This window comes from Sulfitobacter sp. HGT1 (genome assembly GCF_013282155.1).
GTDB lineage: Bacteria > Pseudomonadota > Alphaproteobacteria > Rhodobacterales > Rhodobacteraceae > Sulfitobacter.
Map to the genome: position 1 here is coordinate 350,274 of NZ_BLWI01000010.1, position 26,448 is coordinate 376,721.

21 protein-coding genes are annotated in these 26,448 nt (G+C 59.3%); 9 read left to right on the top strand and 12 right to left on the bottom strand.

Annotated elements, in window-relative coordinates:
- Nucleotides 1-184 precede the first annotated feature (184 nt).
- Nucleotides 185-2,200: a transketolase gene (tkt, locus tag HGT1_RS11655; protein WP_176250106.1), complete on the top strand. Its 2,016-nt coding sequence runs from the start codon at nucleotides 185-187 to the stop codon at nucleotides 2,198-2,200.
- A 384-nt stretch (nucleotides 2,201-2,584) separates the two neighbouring features.
- Nucleotides 2,585-3,127 carry a hypothetical protein gene (locus tag HGT1_RS11660; protein WP_176250107.1) on the top strand — a complete coding sequence of 181 codons (543 nt, stop codon included), beginning with the start codon at nucleotides 2,585-2,587 and terminating at the stop codon, nucleotides 3,125-3,127.
- A gap of 107 nt (nucleotides 3,128-3,234) precedes the next feature.
- Here HGT1_RS11660 and HGT1_RS11665 read toward each other — a convergent pair whose 3' ends face one another.
- Complete coding sequence (locus HGT1_RS11665) at nucleotides 3,235-4,227, bottom strand: DUF808 domain-containing protein (RefSeq protein ID WP_176250108.1); 993 nt, start codon at nucleotides 4,225-4,227, stop codon at nucleotides 3,235-3,237.
- A 191-nt stretch (nucleotides 4,228-4,418) separates the two neighbouring features.
- Between HGT1_RS11665 and gap (HGT1_RS11670) the strand changes: the two genes are divergently transcribed.
- The 3 genes from gap (HGT1_RS11670) to gap (HGT1_RS11680) all read left to right on the top strand — a co-directional run bounded on the left by gap (HGT1_RS11670) (nucleotide 4,419) and on the right by gap (HGT1_RS11680) (nucleotide 6,770).
- Nucleotides 4,419-5,420, top strand: coding sequence for a type I glyceraldehyde-3-phosphate dehydrogenase (gene gap, locus HGT1_RS11670; protein ID WP_176250109.1), 1,002 nt, complete (start codon nucleotides 4,419-4,421; stop codon nucleotides 5,418-5,420).
- A gap of 80 nt (nucleotides 5,421-5,500) precedes the next feature.
- A complete protein-coding gene (locus tag HGT1_RS11675) occupies nucleotides 5,501-5,644 on the top strand; it encodes a hypothetical protein (protein WP_176250110.1) in 144 nt (47 codons plus the stop codon).
- 124 nt (nucleotides 5,645-5,768) lie between these two features.
- Entirely contained in the window at nucleotides 5,769-6,770 is a 1,002-nt protein-coding gene (gene gap / locus HGT1_RS11680) for a type I glyceraldehyde-3-phosphate dehydrogenase (protein WP_176250111.1), read from the top strand.
- Between the two features lie 3 nt (nucleotides 6,771-6,773).
- Here gap (HGT1_RS11680) and coaD read toward each other — a convergent pair whose 3' ends face one another.
- From coaD to HGT1_RS11695, 3 genes are all read right to left on the bottom strand, one after another.
- Nucleotides 6,774-7,271: a pantetheine-phosphate adenylyltransferase gene (gene coaD, locus HGT1_RS11685; protein WP_176250112.1), complete on the bottom strand. Its 498-nt coding sequence runs from the start codon at nucleotides 7,269-7,271 to the stop codon at nucleotides 6,774-6,776.
- Nucleotides 7,272-7,373: 102 nt separating this feature from the next.
- Nucleotides 7,374-7,808, bottom strand: a complete 435-nt coding sequence (locus tag HGT1_RS11690) for a CBS domain-containing protein (RefSeq protein WP_176250113.1) — start codon at nucleotides 7,806-7,808, stop codon at nucleotides 7,374-7,376.
- A gap of 61 nt (nucleotides 7,809-7,869) precedes the next feature.
- Nucleotides 7,870-8,766, bottom strand: coding sequence for a LysR family transcriptional regulator (locus HGT1_RS11695; protein WP_176250114.1), 897 nt, complete (start codon nucleotides 8,764-8,766; stop codon nucleotides 7,870-7,872).
- Nucleotides 8,767-8,954: 188 nt separating this feature from the next.
- Between HGT1_RS11695 and HGT1_RS11700 the strand changes: the two genes are divergently transcribed.
- The 4 genes from HGT1_RS11700 (at nucleotide 8,955) to mmsB (ending at nucleotide 13,624) form a co-directional block, all read left to right on the top strand.
- Entirely contained in the window at nucleotides 8,955-10,454 is a 1,500-nt protein-coding gene (locus HGT1_RS11700) for a CoA-acylating methylmalonate-semialdehyde dehydrogenase (protein ID WP_176250115.1), read from the top strand.
- Nucleotides 10,455-10,563: 109 nt separating this feature from the next.
- A complete protein-coding gene (locus HGT1_RS11705; RefSeq protein ID WP_176250116.1) occupies nucleotides 10,564-11,706 on the top strand; it encodes an acyl-CoA dehydrogenase family protein in 1,143 nt (380 codons plus the stop codon).
- Nucleotides 11,703-12,746, top strand: coding sequence for an enoyl-CoA hydratase/isomerase family protein (locus HGT1_RS11710; RefSeq protein ID WP_176250117.1), 1,044 nt, complete (start codon nucleotides 11,703-11,705; stop codon nucleotides 12,744-12,746). Before HGT1_RS11705 ends, HGT1_RS11710 begins: the two co-directional genes overlap by 4 nt.
- A complete protein-coding gene (gene mmsB / locus HGT1_RS11715; protein WP_176250118.1) occupies nucleotides 12,743-13,624 on the top strand; it encodes a 3-hydroxyisobutyrate dehydrogenase in 882 nt (293 codons plus the stop codon). The genes HGT1_RS11710 and mmsB overlap by 4 nt, the downstream gene beginning before the upstream one ends.
- Before the next feature lie 75 nt (nucleotides 13,625-13,699).
- On the opposite strand, the gene uvrA is transcribed toward mmsB, so the two are convergent.
- The 8 genes from uvrA to HGT1_RS11755 all read right to left on the bottom strand — a co-directional run bounded on the left by uvrA (nucleotide 13,700) and on the right by HGT1_RS11755 (nucleotide 26,399).
- A complete protein-coding gene (uvrA, locus tag HGT1_RS11720; RefSeq protein WP_176250119.1) occupies nucleotides 13,700-16,582 on the bottom strand; it encodes an excinuclease ABC subunit UvrA in 2,883 nt (960 codons plus the stop codon).
- A 79-nt stretch (nucleotides 16,583-16,661) separates the two neighbouring features.
- Entirely contained in the window at nucleotides 16,662-17,816 is a 1,155-nt protein-coding gene (locus HGT1_RS11725; RefSeq protein WP_255200179.1) for an MFS transporter, read from the bottom strand.
- Nucleotides 17,817-17,834: 18 nt separating this feature from the next.
- A complete protein-coding gene (locus HGT1_RS11730) occupies nucleotides 17,835-18,398 on the bottom strand; it encodes a methyltransferase domain-containing protein (RefSeq protein WP_176250120.1) in 564 nt (187 codons plus the stop codon).
- 58 nt (nucleotides 18,399-18,456) lie between these two features.
- Nucleotides 18,457-19,851, bottom strand: coding sequence for a dihydrolipoyl dehydrogenase (lpdA, locus tag HGT1_RS11735; RefSeq protein WP_176250121.1), 1,395 nt, complete (start codon nucleotides 19,849-19,851; stop codon nucleotides 18,457-18,459).
- Nucleotides 19,852-19,950: 99 nt separating this feature from the next.
- Nucleotides 19,951-20,529 (bottom strand): DUF924 family protein, encoded by a 579-nt coding sequence (locus tag HGT1_RS11740; RefSeq protein WP_176250122.1) that lies wholly within the window; start codon nucleotides 20,527-20,529, stop codon nucleotides 19,951-19,953.
- Between the two features lie 100 nt (nucleotides 20,530-20,629).
- On the bottom strand, nucleotides 20,630-21,889 hold the full coding sequence (locus tag HGT1_RS11745) for an MFS transporter (protein WP_176250123.1): 1,260 nt from the start codon (nucleotides 21,887-21,889) through the stop codon (nucleotides 20,630-20,632).
- 73 nt (nucleotides 21,890-21,962) lie between these two features.
- Nucleotides 21,963-23,027 carry a tRNA preQ1(34) S-adenosylmethionine ribosyltransferase-isomerase QueA gene (queA, locus tag HGT1_RS11750; RefSeq protein ID WP_176250124.1) on the bottom strand — a complete coding sequence of 355 codons (1,065 nt, stop codon included), beginning with the start codon at nucleotides 23,025-23,027 and terminating at the stop codon, nucleotides 21,963-21,965.
- Nucleotides 23,028-23,036: 9 nt separating this feature from the next.
- Complete coding sequence (locus tag HGT1_RS11755; protein ID WP_176250125.1) at nucleotides 23,037-26,399, bottom strand: AsmA-like C-terminal region-containing protein; 3,363 nt, start codon at nucleotides 26,397-26,399, stop codon at nucleotides 23,037-23,039.
- Between the last annotated feature and the right edge of the window lie 49 nt (nucleotides 26,400-26,448).

Genomic DNA, 26,448 nt, shown 5'->3' on the forward strand with positions numbered 1-26,448 from the left:
TGGTCAACGCTGTTGCAGCTAATCCTACCCAAACGCTGGATGAAATACTGCCCCTTTAAGAACAACACCTTGCGGCAGGCTTTTCATGCGGGAAAATAGCAAGGGCGGTTGCCCTTGATCTTTGCGGGGTGGCTGGTATTGATCCGGCAACCTCAAACCTCCCCCTGATAAGGAAGCAGCCACCGTGGACTTGAACGCACTTGCGAAAGCAAATCCTGAGCATTGGTCCAAAGCGACCGCCATTCGCGCCCTGACATTGGACGCCGTTGCCGCCGCCAATTCCGGCCACTCTGGTATGCCGATGGGCATGGCGGACGTCGCGACCGTCTTGTTTGAAAAGCACCTGAAATTCGATGCCTCCAACCCGCTGTGGCCGGATCGTGACCGTTTCATCCTGTCGGCAGGCCACGGATCGATGCTGATCTATTCGCTGCTGTACCTGGTGGGCGATGCGCAATTCCCCCTCGAAGAGATCAAGAATTTCCGCCAGATGGGCGCGCGCACTGCGGGCCACCCTGAGAATTTCCTGGCCGATGCGATTGAAACAACCACCGGCCCCTTGGGTCAGGGGATTGCGAATTCCGTGGGCTTTGCAATGGCCGAAGAAATCCAGCGCGCCCAATACGGCAAGAAAATCGTCGATCACTTTACCTATGTGATCGCTGGCGACGGCTGCCTGATGGAAGGCATCAGCCACGAGGCAATCGCGCTGGCCGGCCGTCACAAGCTGGGCAAGCTGATCGTGATGTGGGACAATAACAACATCACCATCGATGGCCCCGTCACCCTGTCCGACACCGTGGATCAGGTGGCCCGTTTCAAGGCCGCCGGTTGGCATGTCGTCGAAATCGACGGCCACAACCCCGCCGAAATCGACGCCGCCCTGACCGAGGCGCGCGCTTCCGATCTGCCATCGATGATCGCCTGCAAAACCCACATCGCCTTGGGTCACGCGGCACAAGATACCTCCAAGGGCCACGGTGCCCTGACCGATGCCGACCAGATGGCCGCTGCCAAAGCCGCCTATGGCTGGACAACCGGCCCGTTCGAAGTGCCCGCCGATGTGAAATCCGCATGGGAAGCCATCGGATCGCGCGGGGCGCAGACACGCAAAGACTGGGAAGAGCGCTTCGACGCCATGTCCCGCACCAAGCGCGAGGAATTCAACCGCGCCTTGGCCGGTGACGCGCCCAAGAAACTGTCCGCCACCATCAAGGCGTTCAAAAAGCAGATCTCCGATTCCGCCCCCAAACTGGCCACCCGCGCCAGCAGCGAAAAGACGCTCGAGGTGTTGAACCCGCTGTACACCGAAACCGTGGGCGGTTCGGCTGACCTGACCGGGTCCAACAACACCAAGACCGCCGATCTGGGCGTGTTCGACATCGACAACCGTGGTGGGCGTTACGTCTATTGGGGTGTCCGCGAACATGGCATGGCATCGGCGATGAACGGCATGGCGCTGCACGGCGGCGTGCGCCCTTACGGCGGCACGTTCATGTGTTTCACTGACTATGCGCGCCCTGCCATGCGTCTGGCCGCGTTGATGAAAATACCAACCGTTTTTGTCATGACCCATGACAGCATCGGTCTGGGCGAAGACGGCCCGACACACCAGCCCGTTGAGCATCTGGCGATCAGCCGCGCGACACCCAACACCTATGTATTCCGCCCCGCCGACACGGTTGAAACCGCCGAAGCATGGGAAATCGCGCTGACGTCGAAAGAGACCCCATCGGTGCTGTCGCTGACCCGTCAGGGCCTGCCGACCGTGCGTCTTGAGCATAAGAACAAGAACCTCACCGAACAGGGTGCTTATGTGCTGGCCGATGCCGAAGGCAAACGTCAGGTCATCCTGATCGCCACAGGTTCCGAAGTCGAAATCGCCCTCAAAGCGCGTGATATCTTGCAAGAGCAAGGCATCGGCACCCGCGTTGTGTCCATGCCCTGCATGGAACTGTTCGCCGAGCAAGATGAAGCCTACCGCCGCAAGGTTCTGCCCGCAGGCCCGGTGCGTGTCGGCGTCGAAGCTGCCGTGCGTCAGGGTTGGGATCAATGGCTCACAGGCGAGCGCGGCAAATGGAACAAGGCCGATTTCGTCGGCATGGACCGCTTCGGTGCCTCTGCCCCCGCAGAAGAGCTGTTCGAAAAGTTCGGCATCACGCCACAGAACGTCGCCGACAAAGCCAAGGCGCTGCTGTAACCCGGCCTCGCGTTCAGAGATTAAAAAAGGGGGCCGCGATGGCCCCCTTTTGCGTTTTCAGGTTGTTCTAGACCGCTGCGCATTAAATGGTGCAGTTGCAACACGCAGCCCTATTCTGCAAAGGATCGCAGAGGACGTGAAGCTTTCACAGAGTTCTTCGGGAGTGTGCACGCAAGAGGTTTCGCGGAGCCTGTCTATGTCTGGTGAGCGGACAAAGCTGCCTACCGAACTAGTCAGTTCATCAAAGACCCTTGCTGAGTTGTCCAAACGGACTTTCGCGATCATTGCGGCGACAAGATGAATATTCTGTCCTCTGTCAGCTAATTAAACTAGGATTAAAAGTGCCAGACCATGTTGGTCACGCCCATTGGGAGCTGCAGACTCATGGACAGACGCGCACCCTTGAAGCCAGTGCAACGAGCGATCCTGTTGTCTCTCGCAATCGGCCTGCCCGTCTGGTTTGTCTACGTTTTCTATCGGATGCCACGGCTTAGCAATCTTCCAAGAATGTTCTTCGTTCCTGAACCTCTTAGCGCGGCACTCCTATCACTGACTTTCGGGCTGGCGGTCTCGGCGATCCTTGTCCTTTTCATGGCGAACCGCCGCCGAATGGGGTCGGTTTTGAAACCCAACCGGGGCCGGCTGATTGTTGCAGCATTTCTGGGTTTTACCATGCACATATGGAATGCAGAGTTTATGCCGATTGTTCCTATCGGCCTCGCGATTGCACTACTGCCTGAGTCCTTTTTGTTTTTTGTACTGTTCGTCTTTCTCGGGGCGCTTCTCTCGGTCCTTTGGTACATACCTTCTTGTCTGATTGTTTCGGGTGTCAGATCGAAACCATGGCGGGTAGCCTTGGTTGCCCTGTTTTGGCTAGGGACCGCCAGCGGTTGCATTTTGATCTTCGGAGTAACTGACCTCATCTAGTATTGTTGCGTCTATCTGCCGAAACCCTGGCCGAAAACACCAAACGATCAAGGTCTGCATTCGGCTCACACCCGCCGTTCCCCACACCCACCACTCCCCGCAGATCGCTAGACCGCTGCGGGGTCTTTCTTTTTGCCGCTGAACACGGCGCGCCACAGGGGGGTGACGATTTTCTCGCCCACGGGGATCAGGATCAGGCCAAGGGCCAGCCCGAACACGCCGTCCATCGCGGCCTTGGCGATCCATTCGACAGCGCCGGTATAGTTCGCGGGTACCAGGTGGCCGACATAGGCAGCCGCGTCATGGATCAGGTGGCCCAAGGTGTCAAAGCCCAACACCTCCATGCCGTGGATGATGATCGAACCGCCCACCCACAGCATCGCCGCAGTGCCGACAATGGTCAGGGTGGTCAGGAATTTCGGCATACCGCGCACCACCGCACGGCCAATGACCCGCGTCGGGCCAAGGTTGCCGTTTTTCGCCATGTACAGCCCCACATCATCGGCCTTAACGATCAGCGCCACCGACCCGTAGACCGCCACGGTAATCATCACCGCAGCCGCAGCCAGTGCCGCCGCTTCCATCCAGAAATTCGTGACTGCAAGGTTGGACAGGATAATCGTCATGATCTCGGCCGACAGGATGAAATCGGTCTTGATCGCACCTTGGGCCTTTTGTTCTTCGAGATGAGCGGGGTCTTCTATCGTTTCTTCCTTGCCGGGGTATTCCTCGTGCCCTGCCCCGCCAACCCCCAAGGCATGGGCGACTTTCTCGGCCCCCTCAAAGCACAGATAGGCACCGCCCAACATCAGCAGCGGCGGAATGGCCCAAGGCGCGAAATTCGACAGCAGCAAACCTGCCGGCAGCAAAAACACCAACTTGTTTTTCAACGATCCCTTGGTGATCCGCCAGATGATCGGCAATTCACGCTTGGCCTCGAAACCGTGCACATATTTCGGCGTCACGGCCGCATCGTCGATCACCGCGCCCGCAGCTTTGGCGCTGGCTTTGGCAGCCTGGCCGAACACATCATCGACGCTTGCCGCCGCCACCTTGGCAATCGCTGCGACATCGTCCAACAGCGCCAGTAAACCACTCATCAAAATTCTCCAATTCAGTCAGGTGTAAACTTAACCCAGTCGCCCGCGAAGGCAAACACCCTGTGACATTTACCGCTAACATCCCTGGTTAACGCTAACATACGGAAATTATAAGCTTTTACCCTTTCAGTCACGGCCTAGCTGCCGTTATAGAGCGCGCAACGTCACCCGTATTTTTCAAAGGACGCCCCATGACCATCAAAGTCGGTATTAACGGATTTGGCCGGATTGGCCGTTGCACCCTGTCACATATCGCAGCGTCGGGCCGCGATGACATCGAAGTGGTTCGCATCAACGCAACAGGCCCGCTCGAGACAGCAGCGCATCTGATCAAATACGATTCCGTCCATGGTCGCTTTCCAAACGAGGTAAAAGTCGGCAACGGCACGCTTGATCTGGGCCGTGGCCCGATGGAGGTCATGTCGACCTACAAGATGGAAGAGCTGAACTGGGACGGCTGCGATGTGGTTCTGGAATGTACCGGCAAATTCAACGACGGTGAAAAGGCCAAGGTGCATCTTGAGCGCGGCGCAAAACGTGTGCTGCTGTCGGCACCGGGCAAAAACGTCGACCGCACAATCGTTTACGGCGTGAACGACCATGAATTGCAGGCCTCGGACACGATGATTTCAAACGGGTCCTGCACCACCAACTGCCTGGCACCGATGGCCAAGGTTTTGCAGGATGCATTCGGCATCGAATATGGCATCATGACCACGATCCACAGCTATACCGGCGACCAGCCCACGCTGGACCGCCGCCATGATGACCTGTACCGCGCCCGCGCGGCGGCCATGGCGTTGATCCCCACCTCCACCGGTGCGGCGGCTGCCTTGGGCGAAGTTCTGCCCGCGCTCAAGGGCAAGCTGGACGGTACCGCCATGCGCGTGCCCACCCCCAATGTCAGCGCGGTTGATCTTACTTTCCGTGCCTCGCGCGATGTTACCGTCGACGAAGTCAACGCCGCCATGCGTGCCGCCGCCGAAGGGCCGATGAAACGCGTTCTGGGCTATGATCCCGAAAAGAAAGTCTCCATCGACTTTAACCACACCGAAGAAAGTTCAATCTTTGCCCCCGATCAAACCATGGTCGTCGCAGACCGCATGGTGCGCGTGCTGGCGTGGTACGATAACGAATGGGGTTTCTCTGTGCGCATGGCCGATGTTGCCGTCGCCATGGGCAAACTTGGCTAAGTCTTGCAGCCCCCGCCTTGCCCTGTCATATCTGGGGTCCTGTCGTTTAAAGTCAGGGCCCCGCGCAAGGAAGATGCAAAATGAACACCCCGATCACCCTGGTTTTGGCGGCGTTGCTGACCATCGGTTTGGTTGTGGACACGTTTTATTTCGGCACTGAACACCTGATCTTTCTGACGAAAAAGTTCATGGACCTGATCGAATGGGTCGCTTTCTGGCGCTAATCGGAAACTTGCGTCCCGCATTTACCCGTCTTTTCAACAATCCCGTCCCTGATTATCCCCGCTTCGGTTGACTTTCAGTGTTTTATCGCGATGTTAGCGCTATCACACTCAGGAGGACGCCCCAATGGCTACGAAACTCGCAATCAATGGCTTTGGCCGCATTGGCCGCAACGTGCTGCGCGCCTTGATGGAACAAGGGGGCGACGACCTGCAAGTGGTCGCAATCAACGATCTGGCCCCGCTTGAGACAAACGCACATCTGTTTGAATTCGATTCCGTTCATGGCCGCTATGGCCGTCCGGTAACCTTGGGCGACGGGACCATGGATGTGGGCCAAGGGCCGATCCGCGTCACAGCAGAGCGTGACCCCGCGGCCCTGCCCTGGGGCGATGTGGACATCGCGCTGGAATGCACCGGCATTTTTGTGACCCGCGACGGTGCCGCCAAGCATCTTGCGAACGGATCGAAACGGGTCCTGATCTCGGCCCCCGGAAAAGACGCCATGAAAACAATTGTTTACGGTGTGAACCACGACATTCTTGATGCCGATGACACGGTCATGAGCAACGCATCCTGCACCACCAACTGCATGGCCCCGCTGACCAAAACGCTGAACGACGCCTTCGGCATTGTGCATGGCCACATGACAACGATCCACGCTTTTACCGGCGACCAGCCCACCCATGACACAGCCCATAGCGATCTGTACCGCGCCCGTGCTGCATCCCTGTCGATGATCCCCACCACCACCGGTGCGGCCAAGACTTTGGGCAAGGTTCTGCCGGAACTTGACGGTCTGATCGGCGGCACCGCGATCCGCGTGCCGACACCGAACGTGTCCTGCGTCGATCTGGTGATCGAAGTTGCGCGCAAGGTGACTGTGGAAGAAGTGAACCAGGTGCTGCGCAGCGCATCCGAAGGTGCCCTCAAGGGCATCATGGGCATGGTCGACAAACCGCTGGTGTCCATCGACCTGAACCACGACAGCCATTCCTGCGTCGTAGCGACCGACCAGACCTCGGTTCAAAACGGCACACAGCTGCGCGTTCTGGCGTGGTATGATAACGAATGGGGCTTTTCGAACCGGATGCTGGATACATCCCGCGTGATCGCGAAATTCCTCTAGGGGCTACCCCCTGGAGAAACGATTCTTCAGCTCGGCATTGACGGCGGGCGTCACAAATTTGCTGACGTCCCCGCCAAGCCGGGCAATTTCCTTGACCAGCTTGCTTGCAATCGCCTGATGTTCTGCCTCGGCCATCAGGAACACCGTCTCGATGCTGTCATCCAGCTTACGGTTCATGCCAACCATCTGATATTCATATTCAAAATCAGCGACAGCCCGCAGCCCGCGAATGATCATCTGCGCGCCGACATCACGGGCGCAATCAATCAGCAGGTTCTCGAACGGGTGCACCACAATGTCGGTGCCGGTCTCTTTTGACAGGGCCGCACATTCCGAATTGATCAAGGCAACGCGCTCTTCCAGCTCGAACAACGGGCCTTTGTCACGGTTGATCGCAACGCCGATGACCAGCTTGTCGACCAATGTCGCGGCACGACGGATGATATCAAGGTGGCCCAGGGTGATCGGGTCAAAGGTGCCGGGATAAAGGCCAACGCGCATAGGGAAATCCAGTCTTCTTGTGTCGTAATTTCCGCGGCAGGCAAACACTTAAGCGCCTGAAATGCAACGGCCTATTTGGATAATGGGAAAGAGACGTGGGGGCTAATGCCCCATGATCATCCCCTCAAGGGCGTCTTTTTCCATCGACAGCTCCATCAAACGGGCCTTGACCACGTCCCCCAGCGAAATCAGCCCGATCAACGCGCCGTCTTCCAAAACCGGCATATGCCGGAACCGCCCTTCGGTCATTTTGCTCAGGATAGCGTCCGACCGCTCGTCCTTGGTGCAGGTCACCAGCTTGCGTGTCATCAGGCTCTCAACGGTCATATTCAGACAGGACCCACCCTGACGCCCCAGCTCGCGTACAATATCGCGCTCGGATAGAATGCCATCGGGTGATTTGCCATCGCTCGAGATGACCAACGTACCGATCCGCTTGTCCGACAGCATCTTGGCAGCCTCCGCGATCAGCATATCCGGCTTGACCGTTGTAACACTGTCATCCGCCTTGGTTTTCAGGATTTGAGACACAAGCATTTTGGAACCCTCCGCAATATTATTGCTCTGGACCCTAGGTTCCCTTTAATACTGTTGCCTGTCAAGTATTTGCCTCAAGTCTTACCACTTCTGCCCGCACCCCTTGCGCCAACTCCTCTGCAAAGCGGCTCAACCGTTGATTCCGGCGGTCATCCTCATGCCGGATCAGGTAAAATGCGCGGCTTAACCTGACTTCGGATGTCAGAATACGCGTCACGCCGGGGGTGGCAGGCAGGCAGAAATCATGAACGATTCCAACGCCCCCACCCTGCCGGATCATATTCACCTGCACCGACACCGAATTGGACGCCAAGGGAACGCGGGTCATGCCCAATTCGGTCAGATAATCCAACTCGCGGTCGAAAATCATGTCGGGGATATAGCCGACCAACCGGTGCCCCTGCAGATCGGCGGGGGTCCGGATCGGAGCGCTTGCATCCAGATAGGTCCGGGATGCGGCCAGATGCAGTTGATAATCGGTGATCTTTTGCACCACCAACCGCCCCGCCGTGGGGGCGCTGACCCCGATCGCCATATCGGCCTCACGCCGCGACAGGTTGAACACCCGCGGCAAGGCAACAATCTGGATATCCAATTCGGGATTAGCCGCAATCAGCCGTGCACAGACCTGCGGCAACAGGTAGTTCGCGCAGCCATCCGGCGCCCCGATCCGGATCTGCCCCCGCAACCTGTCGGACGGCTCGGCCACCTCGGCTGTGGCCACGCGCATGGCCTGCTCGGCCGCCTCTGCCCGCTCCAACAACTGCACCCCGGCCTCGGTCAAGGCATATCCGGTGGGCGATTTCACAAATAGAACCACCCCCAATCCCTTTTCCACCCGCGCCATGCGCCGCCCCAGGGTCGCCGGATCAAGCCGCAAGATCTTGCCCGCCCCCGACAGGCTTTGTTCGCGCGCAACGGCCAGAAACAGACGCAAGTCATCCCAATTCCCCAACATCGCCGCTTCTCCCTTTTCATTTTGCCAAACAAACTCCGGGGGAGTCCGAAGGACGGGGGCTGGCCCCCTTCCGCCGTCAAATCCCGCAGGGCCGTCTTGCAAAAATGCAAAACAGTTTTGACTTCATGCCCCTTTCCCAATCATTTTTGCAAGCCTATCGTGCCCACAAACATAACCGGAGGATTCCCATGCAAGAGCTCACCCATTATCTGAACGGCGAACATGTCAAAGGCACGTCAGGCCGTTTTGCCGATGTTTTCAACCCTGCGACAGGCGAAGTTCAGGCCAAATGCCCCCTCGCCAACGAAGCCGAGATGGACCAGGCCGTGAAATACGCCATGGCCGCACAACCTGCCTGGGCCGCCGTGAACCCGCAGCGCCGCGCCCGCGTGATGATGAAATTCGTCGATCTGCTGAACCGCGACATGGACAAACTGGCCGAAGCGCTTTCCCGTGAGCATGGCAAGACCCTGCCCGATGCCGCTGGCGACGTACAGCGCGGCCTTGAAGTGGTCGAATACTGCATCGGCGCGCCTGAATTGCTCAAAGGCGACTACACCGACAGCGCCGGCCCCGGCATCGACATGTATTCCATGCGCCAGCCTTTGGGTGTCTCCGCCGGCATCACGCCGTTCAACTTCCCCGCGATGATCCCGATGTGGATGTTCGCCCCTGCCATCGTCTGCGGCAACGCGTTTATCCTCAAGCCATCCGAGCGTGACCCGTCCGTTCCGTTGATGCTGGCCGAACTGCTGGAAGAAGCAGGCCTGCCCAAAGGTATCATTCAGGTCGTCAACGGCGACAAGGAAGCGGTCGACGCGATCCTGCACCACCCTGTCATTCAATCCGTGGGCTTTGTCGGCTCCACCCCGATTGCCGAATATATCTATGGCACGGGTTGTGCGAATGGTAAGCGCGTTCAATGCTTTGGCGGTGCCAAGAACCACATGATCATCATGCCGGACGCCGATCTGGACCAAGCGGCAGATGCGCTGATCGGTGCCGGTTACGGTGCTGCCGGCGAACGCTGCATGGCGATTTCCGTGGCCGTGCCTGTGGGCGATGAAACAGCCGACCGTTTGATCGAAAAACTGATCCCGCGCATCGAAAAGCTGAAAGTCGGGCCATACACATCGGGCAAGGATGTCGATTACGGCCCTGTGGTGACAGCGGCGGCCAAGGCCAACATCGAACGTCTGGTTCAAACCGGCATCGACCAGGGCGCGACCTTGGTTGTCGACGGGCGTGACTTTAAATTGCAGGGCTACGAGGACGGTTTTTTTGTCGGGCCGCACCTGTTTGATAACGTCACCAAAGACATGGACATCTACAAGCACGAGATTTTCGGCCCCGTGTTGTCCACTGTGCGTGCCAAAACCTACGAAGAGGCGCTTGGCCTTGCGATGGATCACGAGATGGGCAACGGCACCGCGATCTTTACCCGTGACGGGGATGCGGCGCGCGATTTCGCGAACCGCATCAACGTGGGCATGATCGGCATCAACGTGCCAATCCCTGTGCCGCTGGCCTATCACACCTTTGGCGGCTGGAAGAAATCCGTCTTTGGAGATCTTAACCAGCACGGCCCCGATGCGTTCAAATTCTACACACGCACCAAAACCGTGACCTCGCGCTGGCCGAGCGGAATTAAAGAAGGCGGCGAGTTCAACTTCAAACCGATGGAATAATCCATCTTCTGCGGGGGTTTCGGCCCCCGCAGACCGCTTGCGCCCTGCGCAGCCCTCGTTATAATTAAACATATGTTCAATTCGACAGGTCTTGGGAGGGATCATCGCTATGGATTTCGCACTTTCAGAAGAACAATCCGCCATTTTCGATATGGCTTATGGCTTTGGCCAGGAACATATCGCCCCCTTCGCGCGCCAATGGGAAAAAGACGAAACCATCCCCAAGGAAATCTGGCCCAAGATCGCCGAGCTTGGCTTTGGCGGCCTCTATGTCTCCGAGGAGGCCGGCGGTTCCGGTCTGACGCGGCTTGATGCCACATTGGTGTTCGAGGCGCTCAGCATGGCCTGCCCCTCCGTTGCGGCCTTCCTGTCGATCCACAACATGTGCGCCAAGATGCTGGACAGCTTTGCCAGCGATGAACTGAAGGCGCGGATCATGGACGACGTCTTGTCGATGAACACCGTGCTTAGCTATTGCCTGACCGAACCAGGCTCCGGATCGGATGCTGCCGCGCTCAAGACGAAATGCGACCGCACCAATGACGGCTACACCCTGAACGGGACCAAAGCGTTTATCTCGGGTGGCGGATATTCCGACGCCTATGTCGCCATGGTCCGCACGTCGGATGACGGTGCAGCGGGTGTGTCCACGGTCTATGTCGAAGACGGCACAGCCGGCCTGTCTTTTGGCGGTCTTGAGGATAAAATGGGCTGGCGCAGCCAGCCAACCGCCCAAGTGCAGTTTGACAATTGCAACATTCCTGCCGGAAATCTGGTAGGCGAAGAGGGTAAAGGTTTCAAATATGCGATGATGGGGCTGGATGGTGGCCGTTTGAACATCGCCGCCTGTTCACTGGGTGCTGCACAGACCGCCCTGACCTCGACCCTGCATTACATGGGCGATCGCAAGGCGTTCGGGAAGTCCATCGACCAGTTCCAGGGGCTGCAATGGCGTCTGGCGGATATGGAGATCGAGCTGCAAGCCGCCCGCACCTTCCTGCGCCAAGCCGCATGGAAGCTGGATAACGGCGCGCCTGACGCGACCAAGTTCTGCGCCATGGCCAAGAAATTCGTGACCGAGGTCGGCAGCAAAACCGTTGATCAATGCCTGCAACTGCATGGCGGATATGGATATTTGGCCGATTACGGTATCGAAAAGCTCGTCCGTGACCTGCGCGTTCACCAGATCCTTGAAGGCACAAACGAGATCATGCGCGTCATTGTCGCCCGTGACATGTTGAAAAACAAATGAGCGATATCTCTATCCGCATCACGGGTCGCGCTGGTCGGATCACCCTGACCCGCCCCCATGCGTTGAACGCCATGACCTACGAGATGTGTCTGGCCATCGAAGACGCCTTTGACGCGTGGCGCGACAATGACGCGGTTGATCTGATCGTGCTGGACGCGATTGGCGACCGTGCCTTTTGTTCGGGGGGGGATATTGCCGAACTCTATGCCACCGGCACCAAGGGCGATTATGCCTATGGGCAAAAGTTCTGGGCCGATGAATACCGCCTGAACGCCAAGATTTTCGCCTATCCCAAGCCTGTCGTGTCGTTCCTGCAAGGGTTCACCATGGGCGGTGGCGTTGGCCTTGGGTGCCACGGGTCGCACCGCATTGTGGGCGAAACCAGCCAGATCGCCATGCCCGAATGCGGCATCGGATTACTGCCCGATGTTGGCGGCACCTTGATGCTGGCCCTGGCACCGGGGCGCATTGGCGAATATCTGGGCACGACCGCCACACGTATGTCCGGCGCAGACGCTATTTTTGCCGGTTTTGCAGATAGTTACATCCCGGAGTTAAACTGGCAAAAGGTCACTGAAACCCTGGAGAGCACAGGCGATATCGCGGCACTTGATGCGGCCAAAATCGATCCGCCCGCGTCGCCGCTGGCCGCACAGCAAGACGAAATTGACGTGCTTTTTGATGGCGAAACGCTGAGCGATATCCTGACCAATCTGCACGTCAAGGACAGCCCCTTTGCGCAAGAATCCCTCAAGAAGATGGGCCGGATGAGCCCGCTTGCCATGGCCAGCACCATAGAGGCCCTGCACCGCCTGCGCGGCCCGTCCCTGAGCATCGAGAAAGCCCTCGATCTTGAATACCGCTTTACCTTCCGCGCGATGGAGCATGGCGATTTCCTTGAGGGGATCCGCGCGGCAATCATCGACAAAGACCGCAATCCAAGCTGGCAGTTTGCGGATATGAATGTTCCCACAGCCGCAGTCGCCAAGATGCTGCAACCCTTGGGCAAAGACGCCCTTAAACTGGAGAAAATGACATGAGCACGTTAAATATCGGTTTCATCGGGTTGGGAAATATGGGTGCGCCGATGGCGTCCAATCTGGCCAAGGCCGGGCACACGGTTACCGGGTTCGACGTTGCCGGCACCAAGGCTGAGGGCGTTGCCGTGGCCAGTGATCTGGAAGGTGCTGTCGCAGGCATGGATGTGGTGATCACCATGCTGCCGAACGGGTCGATCCTGCGGCAGGTGGCAGCGCAGGCAATCCCGCATATGACCAAGGGGTCGCTGTTTATTGATTGCTCCACCGTGGATGTGGAAAGCGCGAAGAACACCTCGGAAGCCGCTGAAAATGCGGGTATTTTTGCAGTTGACGCTCCGGTATCAGGCGGCATCGGCGGGGCGGCTGGCGGCACGTTGACCTTTATGGCAGGCGGCACCGAAGCAGCCTTTGCCAAGGCAAAGCCGCTGTTTGATATCATGGGTCAGAAGGCCGTGCATTGCGGTGATGCGGGTGCCGGTCAGGCTGCGAAAATCTGCAACAACATGATCCTTGGCGTCACCATGATCGCCACCTGCGAGGCCTTTGCGCTGGCAGACAAGCTGGGGCTGGACCGTCAAAAAATGTTCGACGTGGTCAGCACGTCGTCGGGGTACAGCTGGTCGATGAATGCCTATTGCCCTGCCCCCGGTGTCGGCCCGACGTCGCCCGCCGATAACGGCTATGCGCCGGGGTTCGCGGCTGAACTGATGCTCAAGGATCTGGGATTGTCACAGCAGGCCGCCGAGATGGCCAATGCCGACACGCCGATGGGTGAACTGGCCCGCGCGCTTTATGCCCAATTCGTCGAGGATGAAGATGGCAAGGGCAAGGATTTCTCGGCCATGCTGCCGCGTTTCGAGAAACGCAATCGGGGATGAGTTTCTGAGGGGAAGGCCGGGGGTTTCACACCCCCGGACCCCCGTGGAGTTTATCTGGCAAAATGAACGGTGCCTTTATTCGGCGGCAACCTTGCGCGGGGCCAGCATCGGTTTGAGGTAGTGGCCTGTGTGGCTTTCCGCGACCTCGGCGACCTGTTCGGGGGTGCCTGTCGCCACCACACGGCCCCCGCCATCGCCGCCTTCGGGCCCGATGTCGATGATGTAGTCGGCGGTTTTCACCACGTCGAGGTTGTGTTCGATCACCACGACCGAATTTCCCTGATCGACCAATTCATGCAGCACTTCCAACAGCTTGCGCACGTCTTCGAAATGCAGGCCGGTGGTGGGTTCATCCAGAATATACAGCGTCCGCCCCGTGGACCGTTTGCTCAACTCCTTTGACAGCTTGACGCGCTGCGCCTCGCCGCCGGACAGGGTCGTCGCCTGCTGGCCCACCTTGATGTAGCCAAGTCCCACGCGCATCAGCGCATCCATTTTCTCGCGGATGGACGGGACGGCCTGAAAGAAGGTCTGCGCGTCTTCCACGGTCATATCCAGCACGTCGGCGATGGATTTGCCCTTGAACTTCACCTCGAGCGTTTCGCGGTTATAGCGCTTGCCCTTGCAGGTTTCGCATTCGACATAGACATCCGGCAGGAAATGCATCTCGATCTTGATGACGCCGTCCCCCTGGCACGCCTCGCAGCGCCCGCCCTTGACGTTAAAGCTGAAGCGACCGGGCTTGTAGCCGCGCGCCTTGGCTTCGGGCAGGCCCGCGAACCAGTCGCGGATCGGCGTGAAAGCCCCGGTATAGGTTGCAGGGTTCGACCGCGGGGTGCGCCCGATGGGGCGTTGGTCGATGTCGATCACCTTGTCCAGATGCTCCAACCCCTTGATCGTTTCGCAGGGTGCGGGCGTCTGGCGGGCCCCGTTCAGGTTCATGGACGCGGTTTTGAACAGGGTTTCGATGGTCAGGGTCGATTTGCCGCCGCCCGACACACCAGTGACGCAGACAAACTGCCCCAAGGGGAAGTCAACGGTGACGTCTTGCAGGTTGTTGCCCGTGGCTTTGACGACCTTGATCTTTTTCTTGTTGCCCTTGCGCCGCTTGGCCGGCACCGAGATTTCGCGTTTGCCGGTCAGGTATTGACCGGTCAAAGAGTTCGGGTCGTTGGCCACATGTTCGGGCGTGCCGTGGCTGACCACCTGACCGCCATGCACACCGGCCCCCGGACCAATGTCGAAAACATAATCGGCCTCGCGGATCGCTTCTTCGTCATGTTCGACGACAATCACGGTGTTGCCCTGGTCGCGCAGGTTCTTCAGCGTCAGCAGCAGCCGGTCGTTGTCGCGCTGGTGCAAGCCGATGGAGGGTTCATCAAGGACATAGAGAACCCCCGTCAGCCCCGACCCGATTTGCGAGGCCAGACGGATGCGCTGGCTTTCCCCACCGCTGAGCGTTCCACTTGAACGTGCCAGCGTAAGGTATTCTAATCCCACGTTATTCAGGAATCCGAGCCGCTCGCGAATTTCCTTGAGAATGGCGCGGGCGATCTCGTTCTTTTGCTTGCTCAGCTGGTCGGGAACGGCATTGCACCAGTCGAATGCCTCGCGGATCGACATCTGCACAACCTGACCTGCGTGCAGACGCTGGTCGGGGGTGCCATCGACGGGGCCGATCTTGACGGCCAGCGCTTCGGGGCGCAGTCGGTAGCCTTCGCAGGTGCCGCAGGGGCGGTTGTTCTGGTAGCGCTCGAACTCTTCGCGGATCCAGTTGCTGTCGGTCTCGCGGTAGCGGCGTTCCATGTTGGGGATCACCCCTTCAAAGACACGGCTGACCTCGTAGACGCGGCCCCCTTCATCGTAGCGGAACTTGATCTCTTCCTTGCCGGAGCCGTGCAAAAACACCTGCTGCACCTTTTCGGGCAGGTCTTTCCACTTGGTGCTTTTGTTGAATTCGTAATGTTTGGCGATGGCTTCGATGGTTTGCAGGAAATAGGGCGACTTGCCCTTGCGCCACGGGGCCAACGCGCCGTCATAAATCTTGAGATTCTGATCCGGCACGACCAGCCGTTCGTCAAAGAACAGCTCCTTGCCCAAACCGTCACAGGACGGGCAGGCCCCAAAGGGCGCGTTAAAGGAAAACAGGCGCGGTTCGATCTCGGGGATGGTGAAGCCGCTGACGGGACAGGCGAATTTCTCGCTGAAGGTCTGGCGTTCGGGGTCGCCTTCGGCGGGCGCGGTTTCGAGGATCGCAATGCCATCGGCCAGATCAAGCGCTGTGCGCAGGCTGTCGGCCAGACGTGTTTCCAGCCCCTCGCGCACGACAAGGCGGTCCACGACCACGTCGATGTCATGGCGGAATTTCTTGTCCAGCGTCGGAGGTTCGTCCAGTTCAAAGAATTCGCCGTTTACCTTGACCCGCTGGAACCCCTGCTTGCGCAGCTCGAGGAATTCCTTGCGGTATTCGCCTTTGCGGTCGCGCACGATGGGGGCCAGCAGATAGGCACGGGTGCCCTCCTCCATCATCATGATGCGGTCGACCATGTCCTGCACCTGCTGCGCCTCGATAGGTTTGCCGGTGGCGGGGGAATACGGAGTTCCGACACGGGCGAACAGCAGACGCATGTAATCGTAAATCTCGGTCACGGTGCCGACGGTCGAACGGGGGTTTTTCGACGTGGTTTTCTGTTCGATCGAGATTGCCGGCGACAGGCCGCTGATGTGGTCCACATCAGGTTTCTGCATCATATCAAGGAATTGGCGGGCATAGGCGCTTAGGCTTTCGACATAGCGGCGCTGCCCTTCGGCATATATCGTGTCGAAAGCGAGCGAGGATTTACCGGAACCTGACAGGCCCGTGATCACCACCAACTGATCGCGCGGAATATCCACGTCGATGTTCTTTAGATTATGTTCGCGCGCGCCGCGCACTTCGATGTATTTCAGCTCAGCCATCAGACACCCCCGTTAAGACTCTGTACATAGGGGCGCGTTGCGGATTCTCCAATGGAAAAATCAGAACACATCGGGAACGTTACATGCGGTTGCGCAGCCTGCCCAAAATCAGGTGCGCACAGAGCCCGCCGATACAGGCCAGACCCGCGACCACCGGCATGCCAGCATAGCCAAAGCTTAACAGCACCGAGGCGATGACCGGCGTTCCCAGCGTATTGCCCAGATTGCCCATTTGCGCCATGGCCCCGTTCGCTTGGGCTTGGGCGGCCGCAGTATCGTTCAACTGCGGAACCGCTGCAAAGCTGGCCCCCTGGATCAGCCCCAATGCCGCCGCAAGGGCAAGACAGGCCAAAGGCGCGCCGGGAACCGCCCATAGCCACGCCAGACACAGCGCCGATCCGGCAAAGCCCAGTTCGACCACGCGCACGGCTGACACATGGCGCAGCAGCCACACACCCATCGTCATGGAGACGATGATGCTGACAATCGGCATGGCGGCAAGGATCAGGTTGCGCAACTCCGGGGACAGATAGGGCGGCAGGACGGTCAGGATCGACACAAAGCAAAAGGTATAGAACAGCCAACCGGCAGCCGGTGCGCTGATATAAGGTGAGCGGTAGATCGTGCCGTGATCGCGCATGATCTGGCGCAGGTTCAGGACGGGTTGCGGCCCTTCGGGCGGAAGCCGTTTGAGCCAGCCGGATAAAAGTACCGCGAAAACAGCCATATACGCCGAATGCGCTGCAAACAATGCCGGTATTCCCCAGCCCGCAACCAAGGGCCGCCCCAGCAGCGACAACACGGCAAAGGCCACCCCAAAGAACGTCCCCCAGAGCGAAAGGGTCAACCCGCGATCCTTGGGCGCGCTGAGTTGCGCGATCAAGGTGGGGGCCGCGACAACAATGGCCAGATGCGACGCGCCCTCAATCACGCGGCTGGCCAGCAGCAGCGGCAGGTCGGGCAAAAGCGCCTGAAACGCCGACACCCCCGCCCCGATCCAAAGCGCGCTGATCAAGGCCCGCCGGTAGCGCACCCGCGCCACGACCAACCCCGCCACCACGCCAAAGACGATGCCGACCAGCCCCACCAGCGACACCACAAAGCCCAACGCGGCCCCTGCCCCCGGATAGACCGCAGGCAGCGCGTCGAAAACCACGCTGACCTTGCCATATTGCGCAGCGGCACCCAGACCCGCGCCCCATAGGGCGAATATCAACGGAAATGGTGTTTTCACGAGACGACCACCGCCGCTTCAGGTCTTTTGCGCCAAGGCCCATGCGCAGATCGGCATATCCGGGTCGTTGGAGATATCATCCGTGGCCTCGTCATATTCGGGGGGCCATTTTTCTTCCATGTTGCGCAGGGCGGCGTTGCGGTTGCCCCATTGGCTGGATTGAATGGCGTCTTCGTCGAACCCGCATTCGATCAGCAGGTTCTTCAGCCCCCGCGCAGACCAGCGCGAATTATCCGCAGGGGCCGCGTGAAATGGCACGAAAAACGGCACGGCCACCCAGAAATGGCCGCCCTTTTTCAACATCCGGCGGACGTTTTTTGTGGCGGCATAGGGACGGTCCAGATGTTCCCACACCTGATTGGCGAGGATCAGATCAAATTTGCGGGGGCGGTCCTGCGGATTGTCCATGATCGGACCGGCGCAGATGTCATATTCGGGATAGCGGAATTGTTCGTAGGATTTGAAATCGAACATCTCGCCCCATTTGCCCGAAATCTCAGCAACATCAAGCTGCTGCGGGATGAGGTTCTGGATCATCCGGCGGGATGCCGGGCCCATGACGACGCGATTTAGACTTACCATATGCAATCTATGGCAGGGGTGCGCCACTCCGTCCAGAACGGAATGGCGCGGGTCGTTTTTACATGTGGATGACTTTGCCGTAAGCGTCGAGAACGGCCTCGTGCATCATCTCGGACAGGGTCGGATGCGGGAAGACGGTGTTCATCAGGTCTTCCTCGGTTGTCTCAAGCTGACGGCCCACGACATAGCCCTGGATCAGTTCGGTCACTTCGGCCCCAACCATGTGCGCGCCCAGCAATTCGCCGGTTTTTGCGTCGAACACGGTTTTGATCATGCCCTCGGGTTCGCCCAAGGCAATCGCCTTGCCGTTGCCGATAAAGGGGAAGCGGCCTACTTTGACGTCGAAACCCAGTTCCTTGGCCTTGGCTTCGGTATAGCCCACGGACGCGATTTGCGGGTGGCAATAGGTACAGCCCGCGATGGATTCAGGTTTCACAGGATGCGCGTGTTTGCCCGCGATCAGTTCGGCCACCATGACACCTTCGTGCGACGCCTTATGCGCCAGCCACGGGGCCCCCGCGATGTCGCCAATGGCATAAAGCCCGTCAACGCCGGTCCGGCAATATTCATCGGTGACAACATGGGTGCGGTCGACTTTGACGCCCATTTCCTCAAGACCCAAGTCTTCGACGTTGCCGACGATGCCCACGGCGGAGATCACGGTATCGAATTCTTGCTTCTCGATCTTGCCGCCCACTTCGATATGGGCAGTGACCTTGTCAGCCGCGCGGTCCAGCTGTTTGACGACAGCCTTTTGCATGATCTTCATGCCCTGCTTTTCAAACTGCTTTTTCGCGAATTTGCTGATCTCCTCATCCTCGACGGGCAGGATGCGGTCCATCACTTCGACGACCGTGGTGTCAGCGCCCAAGGTGTTGTAAAAACTGGCGAATTCAATGCCGATGGCACCCGATCCGATGACCAGCAGCTTTTTCGGCATATGCGGAGGTTGCAGCGCGTCCTTGTACATCCAGACGCGTTTGCCGTCGGCCTCAAGGCCCGGCAGGTTGCGTGCGCGCGCCCCCGTGGCCAGCACGATGTTCTTGGCCGTCAGATCTTCACTGCCCTTGTCGGTCTTGACCGAAACCTTGCCCTTGCCGGCCAGTTTGGCCGCGCCCATGAACACGGTGACCTTGTTCTTTTTCATCAGATGGCCGATGCCGCCCGACAATTGCCCCGCAACCTTGCGCGACCGTTTCACAACAGCATCCAGATCATAGCCGATGTTATCCGCCTTCAACCCGAATTCGGCCGCGCGGTGCATCAGGTGGAACACTTCGGAAGACCGCAGCAGCGCCTTGGTCGGGATGCAGCCCCAGTTCAGACAGATGCCCCCCAGATGTTCGCGTTCGACGATTGCGACCGACAGCCCCAATTGTGCGCCGCGGATCGCAGCGACATAGCCGCCGGGCCCTGCACCGATCACAATCAGATCAAAGGATTTTTCAGCCATAGGGAAACCTCGCAGCATGGGAGAGAAAATATAGTTTAGCGGTAAACTATATTTTCCCGCACAGCAACCGCGAGATTCCGATGCCCCCGATCAGAGGCGTCAGGCAGCTTCGTTTTCCAGCGCGCGCACGGTGCTGCCATAGCCGCCATTGGCAATGTAGGATTGTTCCAGCGCCGTGTAGGGGCGGTCCAGCGCGTCATTGCGGTAAGGAAAGCGGCCAAACTCGCGGATCACCTTGCGGTGGGCGCGGGCGTGCAGCAGGTTGCTGGAACTGTGCGGCATCCGTTCACACATCAGACGCACGCAGCGGTCCTGATCGATCAGGTTTTCAGAATGCATCATCGGCAGGTAAAAGAACTGCCGCGCGGGCGGGTCAATGCGCATGTCCCAGCCCTTGTGGATCGATGATTTGGCGACAGCCAGCGCCGCGCGGTCCGATGCAAAGGCACGGCCCTGCCCGCGGAACATGTTGCGGGGAAACTGGTCGGTCAGGATGATATAGGCCAAGGCCCCCGCCGGATAGGTGAGCCAAAGTGAGAACTTGCCCTCGCAGGCGGCTTCCCATGTCTCAAGAAACTTGTCACGGATGACTTGGTCGAAATCCTCGTCAACGATGTACCATTTGTCTGGTCCGGCATCATCAAGCCAGAATTTCAGAATATCATCGGGGCCAATCACATTGCGTTCCTTTGCCTAGCCGTTCCCTGAACATAGGTAATGAGAAATATAACAACTTTGAAACACAAGTTTTGCAACAAAAACGTCACAAAACCAACTCTTAGGCGGCACTTTCTTCGGCTTGGTCGCTTTCGACGGCGTATTCATGCGCAACCTCGACCGCCAGTGCGGTTGTGGCGGCCGAAAACGGGACGTATTGGCTGGTTTCATCGGTAGCGACTGTGGGCCGTACAGTGGCACGGTAGAACGCATAAACGGCAAGCACTGCGAACAAGACGGCCGTAAACAGATAAAAGCCCCCCGGCCCAAGTGCCGTGCCCATCATCCAACCGGTGATAATCGGCCCCATGATCGCCCCCAAGCCATTGATAAACAACATCCCGCCGGATGCGGCCGCCATGTCTTCGAGGTCAAGGAAATCATTCGTGTGGGCGATCAGCAGCGAATACAGCGGGTTCGACATCCCCCCGACGATAAACGCCGACACCAGCAACACAGGGAACATATGGCCCATCATCATGCCCAAAACAGACCCCAGAAACCCGACAACCGATGTGATGACGATCAGCAGGCGGCGGTCCATACGGTCGGACACCCATCCGATCGGATATTGCAGCAGCATCGACCCGATGAAAAACACCGCCACAAAGACCGAAATCTGCGCGACGCTCAGCCCAGCTTCGGCCCCGTAAACGGAGGCCATGCCAAATTGCGCCGAGAACACGCCGCCCAGCAGGAACATCCCCACACAGCCCAGCGGTGAAGCGGTCATCAGGCTGCGCAGGCTCATGGGTTTGGTGGTGTCAAATGCAGGTGTCGGGCTGACGGCCAGCAAGATCGGCGTCACGGCAAGGCTGACCAGCACCGATGGAATAACAAACAAGACAAAGCCGGACGGGTCCGCTGTCAGCAGCAAGGCCTGGGCGATCACGATGCCTGCGGTTTGCACGATCATATAAAGCGACAGCGCCTGCCCGCGGTTTTCATTGGTGGCCGCGTTGTTCAGCCAGCTTTCTGCCGTGACATAGACCACCGAAAAGCAGAACCCGATCAGCACGCGGCCAAAGGACCAGACGATGATGTTGGGGAATGTGGGATAGAGGATCATCACTGCCGAAATCATCGACGCAACAGCGGCAAACACCCGCACGTGACCGACGCGCCGGATCATGCCGGGGGCCATGCGCGACCCGCCAAGGAAGCCCGCGAAATAGGCCGACATAACGATCGACATCTGCAAGGTCGAGAAATCTTCGATGCCGCCGCGGATACCCAATAGTGTGCCTTGCATGCCGTTGCCGATCATCAGCAAGCACATACCCAGCAACAGCGCCCATACGCTTGCGAAAACCTTTAGCATCTATCGAATCCCATCTTCCGTTCTGTCCCTCCCTGATCCTGTTCGAGGGATATGTCATCCCCTTGTACGACACTCAGGCGGGTTTTTGCGCCTCGGGCAAAAGCAATGATGCGTCACCGTAGGAAAAGAACCGGTAATTTGAATCAATTGCGTGGGAATAAATGTTTTTTATCGCGTCCTGCCCCATCAAAGCTGCGACCAGCATCATCAATGTGGATTTCGGCAGATGGAAATTTGTCATCAGCGCATCGGCGACATTAAAGGTGAACCCCGGCGTGATGAAGATATCGGTATCGCCTTCCCACGGCTGGATCGCCCCGCTGCGGCCTGCTGTTTCGATCAGGCGCAGCGCCGTGGTGCCCACGGGAATAATCCGACCGCCCGCCGCTTTGGTGGCTGCAATCTCGGAGGCGGCTTGAGCACTGACCTGCCCCCATTCGCTGTGCATCTTGTGGTCAGATATATCGTCTACCTTGACCGGCAGGAACGTACCCGCGCCGACATGCAGCGTGACATGGGTGAAGTCGACCCCCATCGCCGCCAGCTGCGCCAGCAGCGCGTCGTCAAAATGCAGCGATGCGGTGGGGGCGGCCACGGCCCCTTTGTTGCGGGCGAAAACCGTTTGGTAATCGGTCATGTCCTGCGCATCGGCGGGGCGTTTGGCGGCAATATAGGGCGGTAACGGCATGGCACCGGCGGCATTCAGCGCCGCGTCGAAATCATCGCCCGCGCAGTTGAACCGCAGATGCCCCTGCCCGTCTTCGATCGCCTCAAGCGTCGCCCGCAGATCATCGCTGAACACGACCTCTTCGCCGATCTTCAGCTTTTTCAACGGCTTGATCAGAGCGGCCCAGGTCCCTTCGGCACGCGGCTCAAGCAGGGTGACCTCGATACGGGCCTGCACCGGCCCTTGGGCGCTGGCGCGGTGGCGCAGCCCGTTCAGGCGTGCGGGAATAACGCGGGTGTCATTCAGCACCAGCCGGTCGCCCGCGCGCAGCCAGTCGGGCAGATCGCTGACTGTTTTATCATGCAGCACGGGGCCCTCGGCCACCAGCAAACGTGCAGAGGTGCGCGGGACTGCGGGGCGCGTGGCAATCAGCGCGTCGGGCAGATCAAAATCAAAATCGCTTAGTTTCATGGCAGCCGCTTAGCGCCCCTCATAAGGTGCTACAACCGGTTTTTCCGGCGCAGCAGGTGTGGCGGGCAAGGTCAACCCGCTGACCCCGTCGACCGGCGGCAAATCGGGGGGCGGCGCACGAAAGATCTCGCGCAGGAAACCGGGGGCCAGTGCAGAGAGCGGGTTTACCGACACTTGCGGATCTTGGGGCGTGCCGCCGAGAGTATAGTTGAACCCCAGCAAGCCTTCGCCTTTGCGGGTCAGAAAGCTGCCGATCCCGTTGAGCAGATACACCGGGGAAATCACCCCTTGCAGGGCCATGCGACCGGTATCGGTGGCAAAGACGCCATCCATCGAAATGCCCAGCGATGCGCCCGTGGCGCTTGCCTCCGCCAGGGTGATGCGGTTCGGGGTCATGCGAAACCCGGCCTCGACCGTATCGAAATAGATGCCATCGCCATTCAATTCATTCACCAGCCCGACAACCGACACCGCATTGACCAAGGCCGCAATCGCGGGGGCGTCCTTGATCCTGACATCGGTGATCTGGGCGCGCCCGTCGAACGCGCCGCCCGACCCGACCGGCACCAGGGTCAGCGACAGGTTTCCGCCGCGCACCTGTGTCAGCATATTCGCCGAGCGCAAGACCCCGCCCGCATCCGCCGAATTCAGCTGGATCGCGCTGCGCCCGTTTTGCGGCACCACGCGCCCCGACACAGGGGTGCCGCCGTTCAGGTTCGCGGTAAACCGCCCGTCAAGCCCCCAGGCCATATCAAACTGGCCGCGCATATTGGTCAGCGCGATCTTGTCGGTGACCTGAAGCCGGTCAAGCTGCACCAGCATCGGCGGGCCTTTGATGCCGCTGGGCTTCGATGTGCCAAATTCGGCCTTGCGCAGATCAAGGCTGCCGCCCCGCACGACGACCTGCACGGGCGCGTTTGGCCCCTGCCCCAACAGATCGACCGGCATGTTCAGCCAGCGTCCGACAGTCAGCGTGTCAAAGCGCACCCGCTCCAATGCGCCGCCACTGGCCAGCTTGACCGACCCCTTGGCCGCCAACCCTGCGGCTTTCGCCTCGATCAGATCAACTTGGGGGACCGGCCCCAGCTTGCCCGCCACCAGCAGCGATCCCGTGGCCGCGGCGGGTTTACTCCACCCCAGTTGCGGCACCTTGAGCTGCAACCCTTTCATATCCGAAGTGATTGAAAACGAAGGCGCGCGCCCCTTGGCCAGATCCAGCGCAAACCAGCCGCGCCCTTGGCCCGACACGCTGCCGGGGGGCAGTTTGATGTTAAAGGTATCAAGCGCTTTTTGGTTCAGCACGATATCGGCGCGCACTTCGCTGGGGGCACCGGCGCGGCCCAGGGGCTGTGACCAGCCGCCGTCAAACGCCACACCGTCAATATTGCCCGGCCCTTTGATCGTGATGTTGCTGTTTGACACCACCACGTTCATTTTTTCCGCAGCAAGGGTCCGGTCCTTGACCAGAACATCGCTGCGCAGGTCCAGCAGATCGCCGCTGATGTCAAAGACGGTCAGCTTGGGGTCCGATCCTTTTTTCATCGGAAAGGCAATCGTGCCGGACAGGTCCGCCGTCCCTTGGGCCAAAGTCACCGGCTGGTTGGCTTTGTCCATGATGCTCAGCGGCGGCAGGTTCAGCAAGGACAGCACCGAGGTGATCGAGGATTGGGTGTTCAGCCGGACAATGCCGGGCGGCGCATCCTTGATCGTCACGTCAGGCATGATGAAAGACGAGGCGCTGATCGCGATCTCGCCGCCTTGGGGGGCAGTGATCCGGCCACTGTCCACACTTGCGACAAAGCGGTTTTTCAGCAGGCTGGCATGGCCGCTGGCCTTGGTGATATTGGGCATGCTGCGCAAGAACCGCGCCTCGGTCTCCAGAAAATCAAACGCCAGATAGGTCTGCGGCCGCGCGTCCGGCTGCAATCGAAAGGCCACATCGACGTTCCTGAGCTTGCCCGCATAGACATTCTCCGCCACCCATTTGCGGGTCTTGACCTTGGCCTTCTCGGGCCACAGTTCCATGACCCGCTCGGGCGAGATTTCGTTCAGACCGGCATCGAGTGCGACCTGCCAGCCGTCCGGCCCTGCGGTTAAATCACCCCTGACGTTCAGCGTTGTATCGGCGTCGTGGATATCCATGCGCCCGAGGGTCAGGTGAAACGGGTTGAGCTTGATCTGAAGGTCCAGATCGGCCCCGTCGATGCTGATGGGCTGGGCGTAAACTTCGGCCGGATTGGCCACCAGATCCCGCAGTCGGATTTGCGCGGTCAGATCACTGAGCTTGCCGTTCTTCAACGCGCCGATGGTTGCTTCGCCTTCGATGCGCCCCGACACCCATTGGCTCTGGACCGACAGTTCATCAAATTGCAGCAGCTTTTGGTCGGGGTGATAGCTGAAATAGCTGCGCACCCCGTCAAAGGGGATCGGCGTTGCATTGGCATTGGGCTGCACCACGCCGCTGCCGATCTGCAAGGTGGCGTTCAGCGGCTCGAAGGCACCGTCGTCGTCGATGCTGCTGCGCACCGACCCCGAAATCGACGCGCGCAAGACGTTCAACCACGCAAAGGCCGGGCTTTGCACCGCGATGTCTGCGGCATCGACGCCATCAAAGGTCACGCCGAATTGCGCGGCGGTATCGCCCAGGACGCTGGTGTAATTCGCCGCCAGCGTGGCCACGTTTGCGCCGCCCCCCAACACCGCAAGATCGGCGGTCACGCTCAGGATATCGCCGTCGCGGGTCATCCGCAGACGCCCGCCATCCGCTGTCCAGACCCGCGAGGATTGCAGATCGGTATAGCTGAGGGTCAAGGCACGCACGTCGATCGACCGCAACCGGCTGAGCGCGGGCATCAGCAGCGCCTGATCCAATTGACCGATCAGCTGCGGCATGGTGGCGGCGCGCCGCTCGGCCGGGGCCTGGCCCGCACTTGCCCGCAAGGCGACGCGGCCATCCTGATCACGGCGCAAATCCGCAACGATGCCCGACAGCGCCAGATCGCGCAGTTTGATCTGCCCTTCCATCAAGGCGCGGGTTGAAAAACTGGCGCGCACCTCGCGGAAGGCGGCCAGTTCGGCCCCTTCGGGATTTGTGACCGACACATCCTGCAACCGGATGCGGGGCCGCCAGCCATCATCCACGATCAACACCATCTCGCCAAATCTGACCCGCGCTGTCGGCAAATCTTGCGCCAGCCGCGCCTCGATCCGGGTCTCGACCCATTGCGGCACAATGATGGGACTGCGGATCAGATACAGCGCCGTTCCCGCCACGGCAGCCACGCAAATCACGATGAACAACAACGACCATTTGGTCGCCTGCCACAGCCGTTTGGTTTTTTTTGCCGGTGTGCTGGCGGTTTCGTCTGACATGATCGTCCGTTTTCAGGGCTCTGGGGCTTTAAGTTCCGCCAAGCCGTTC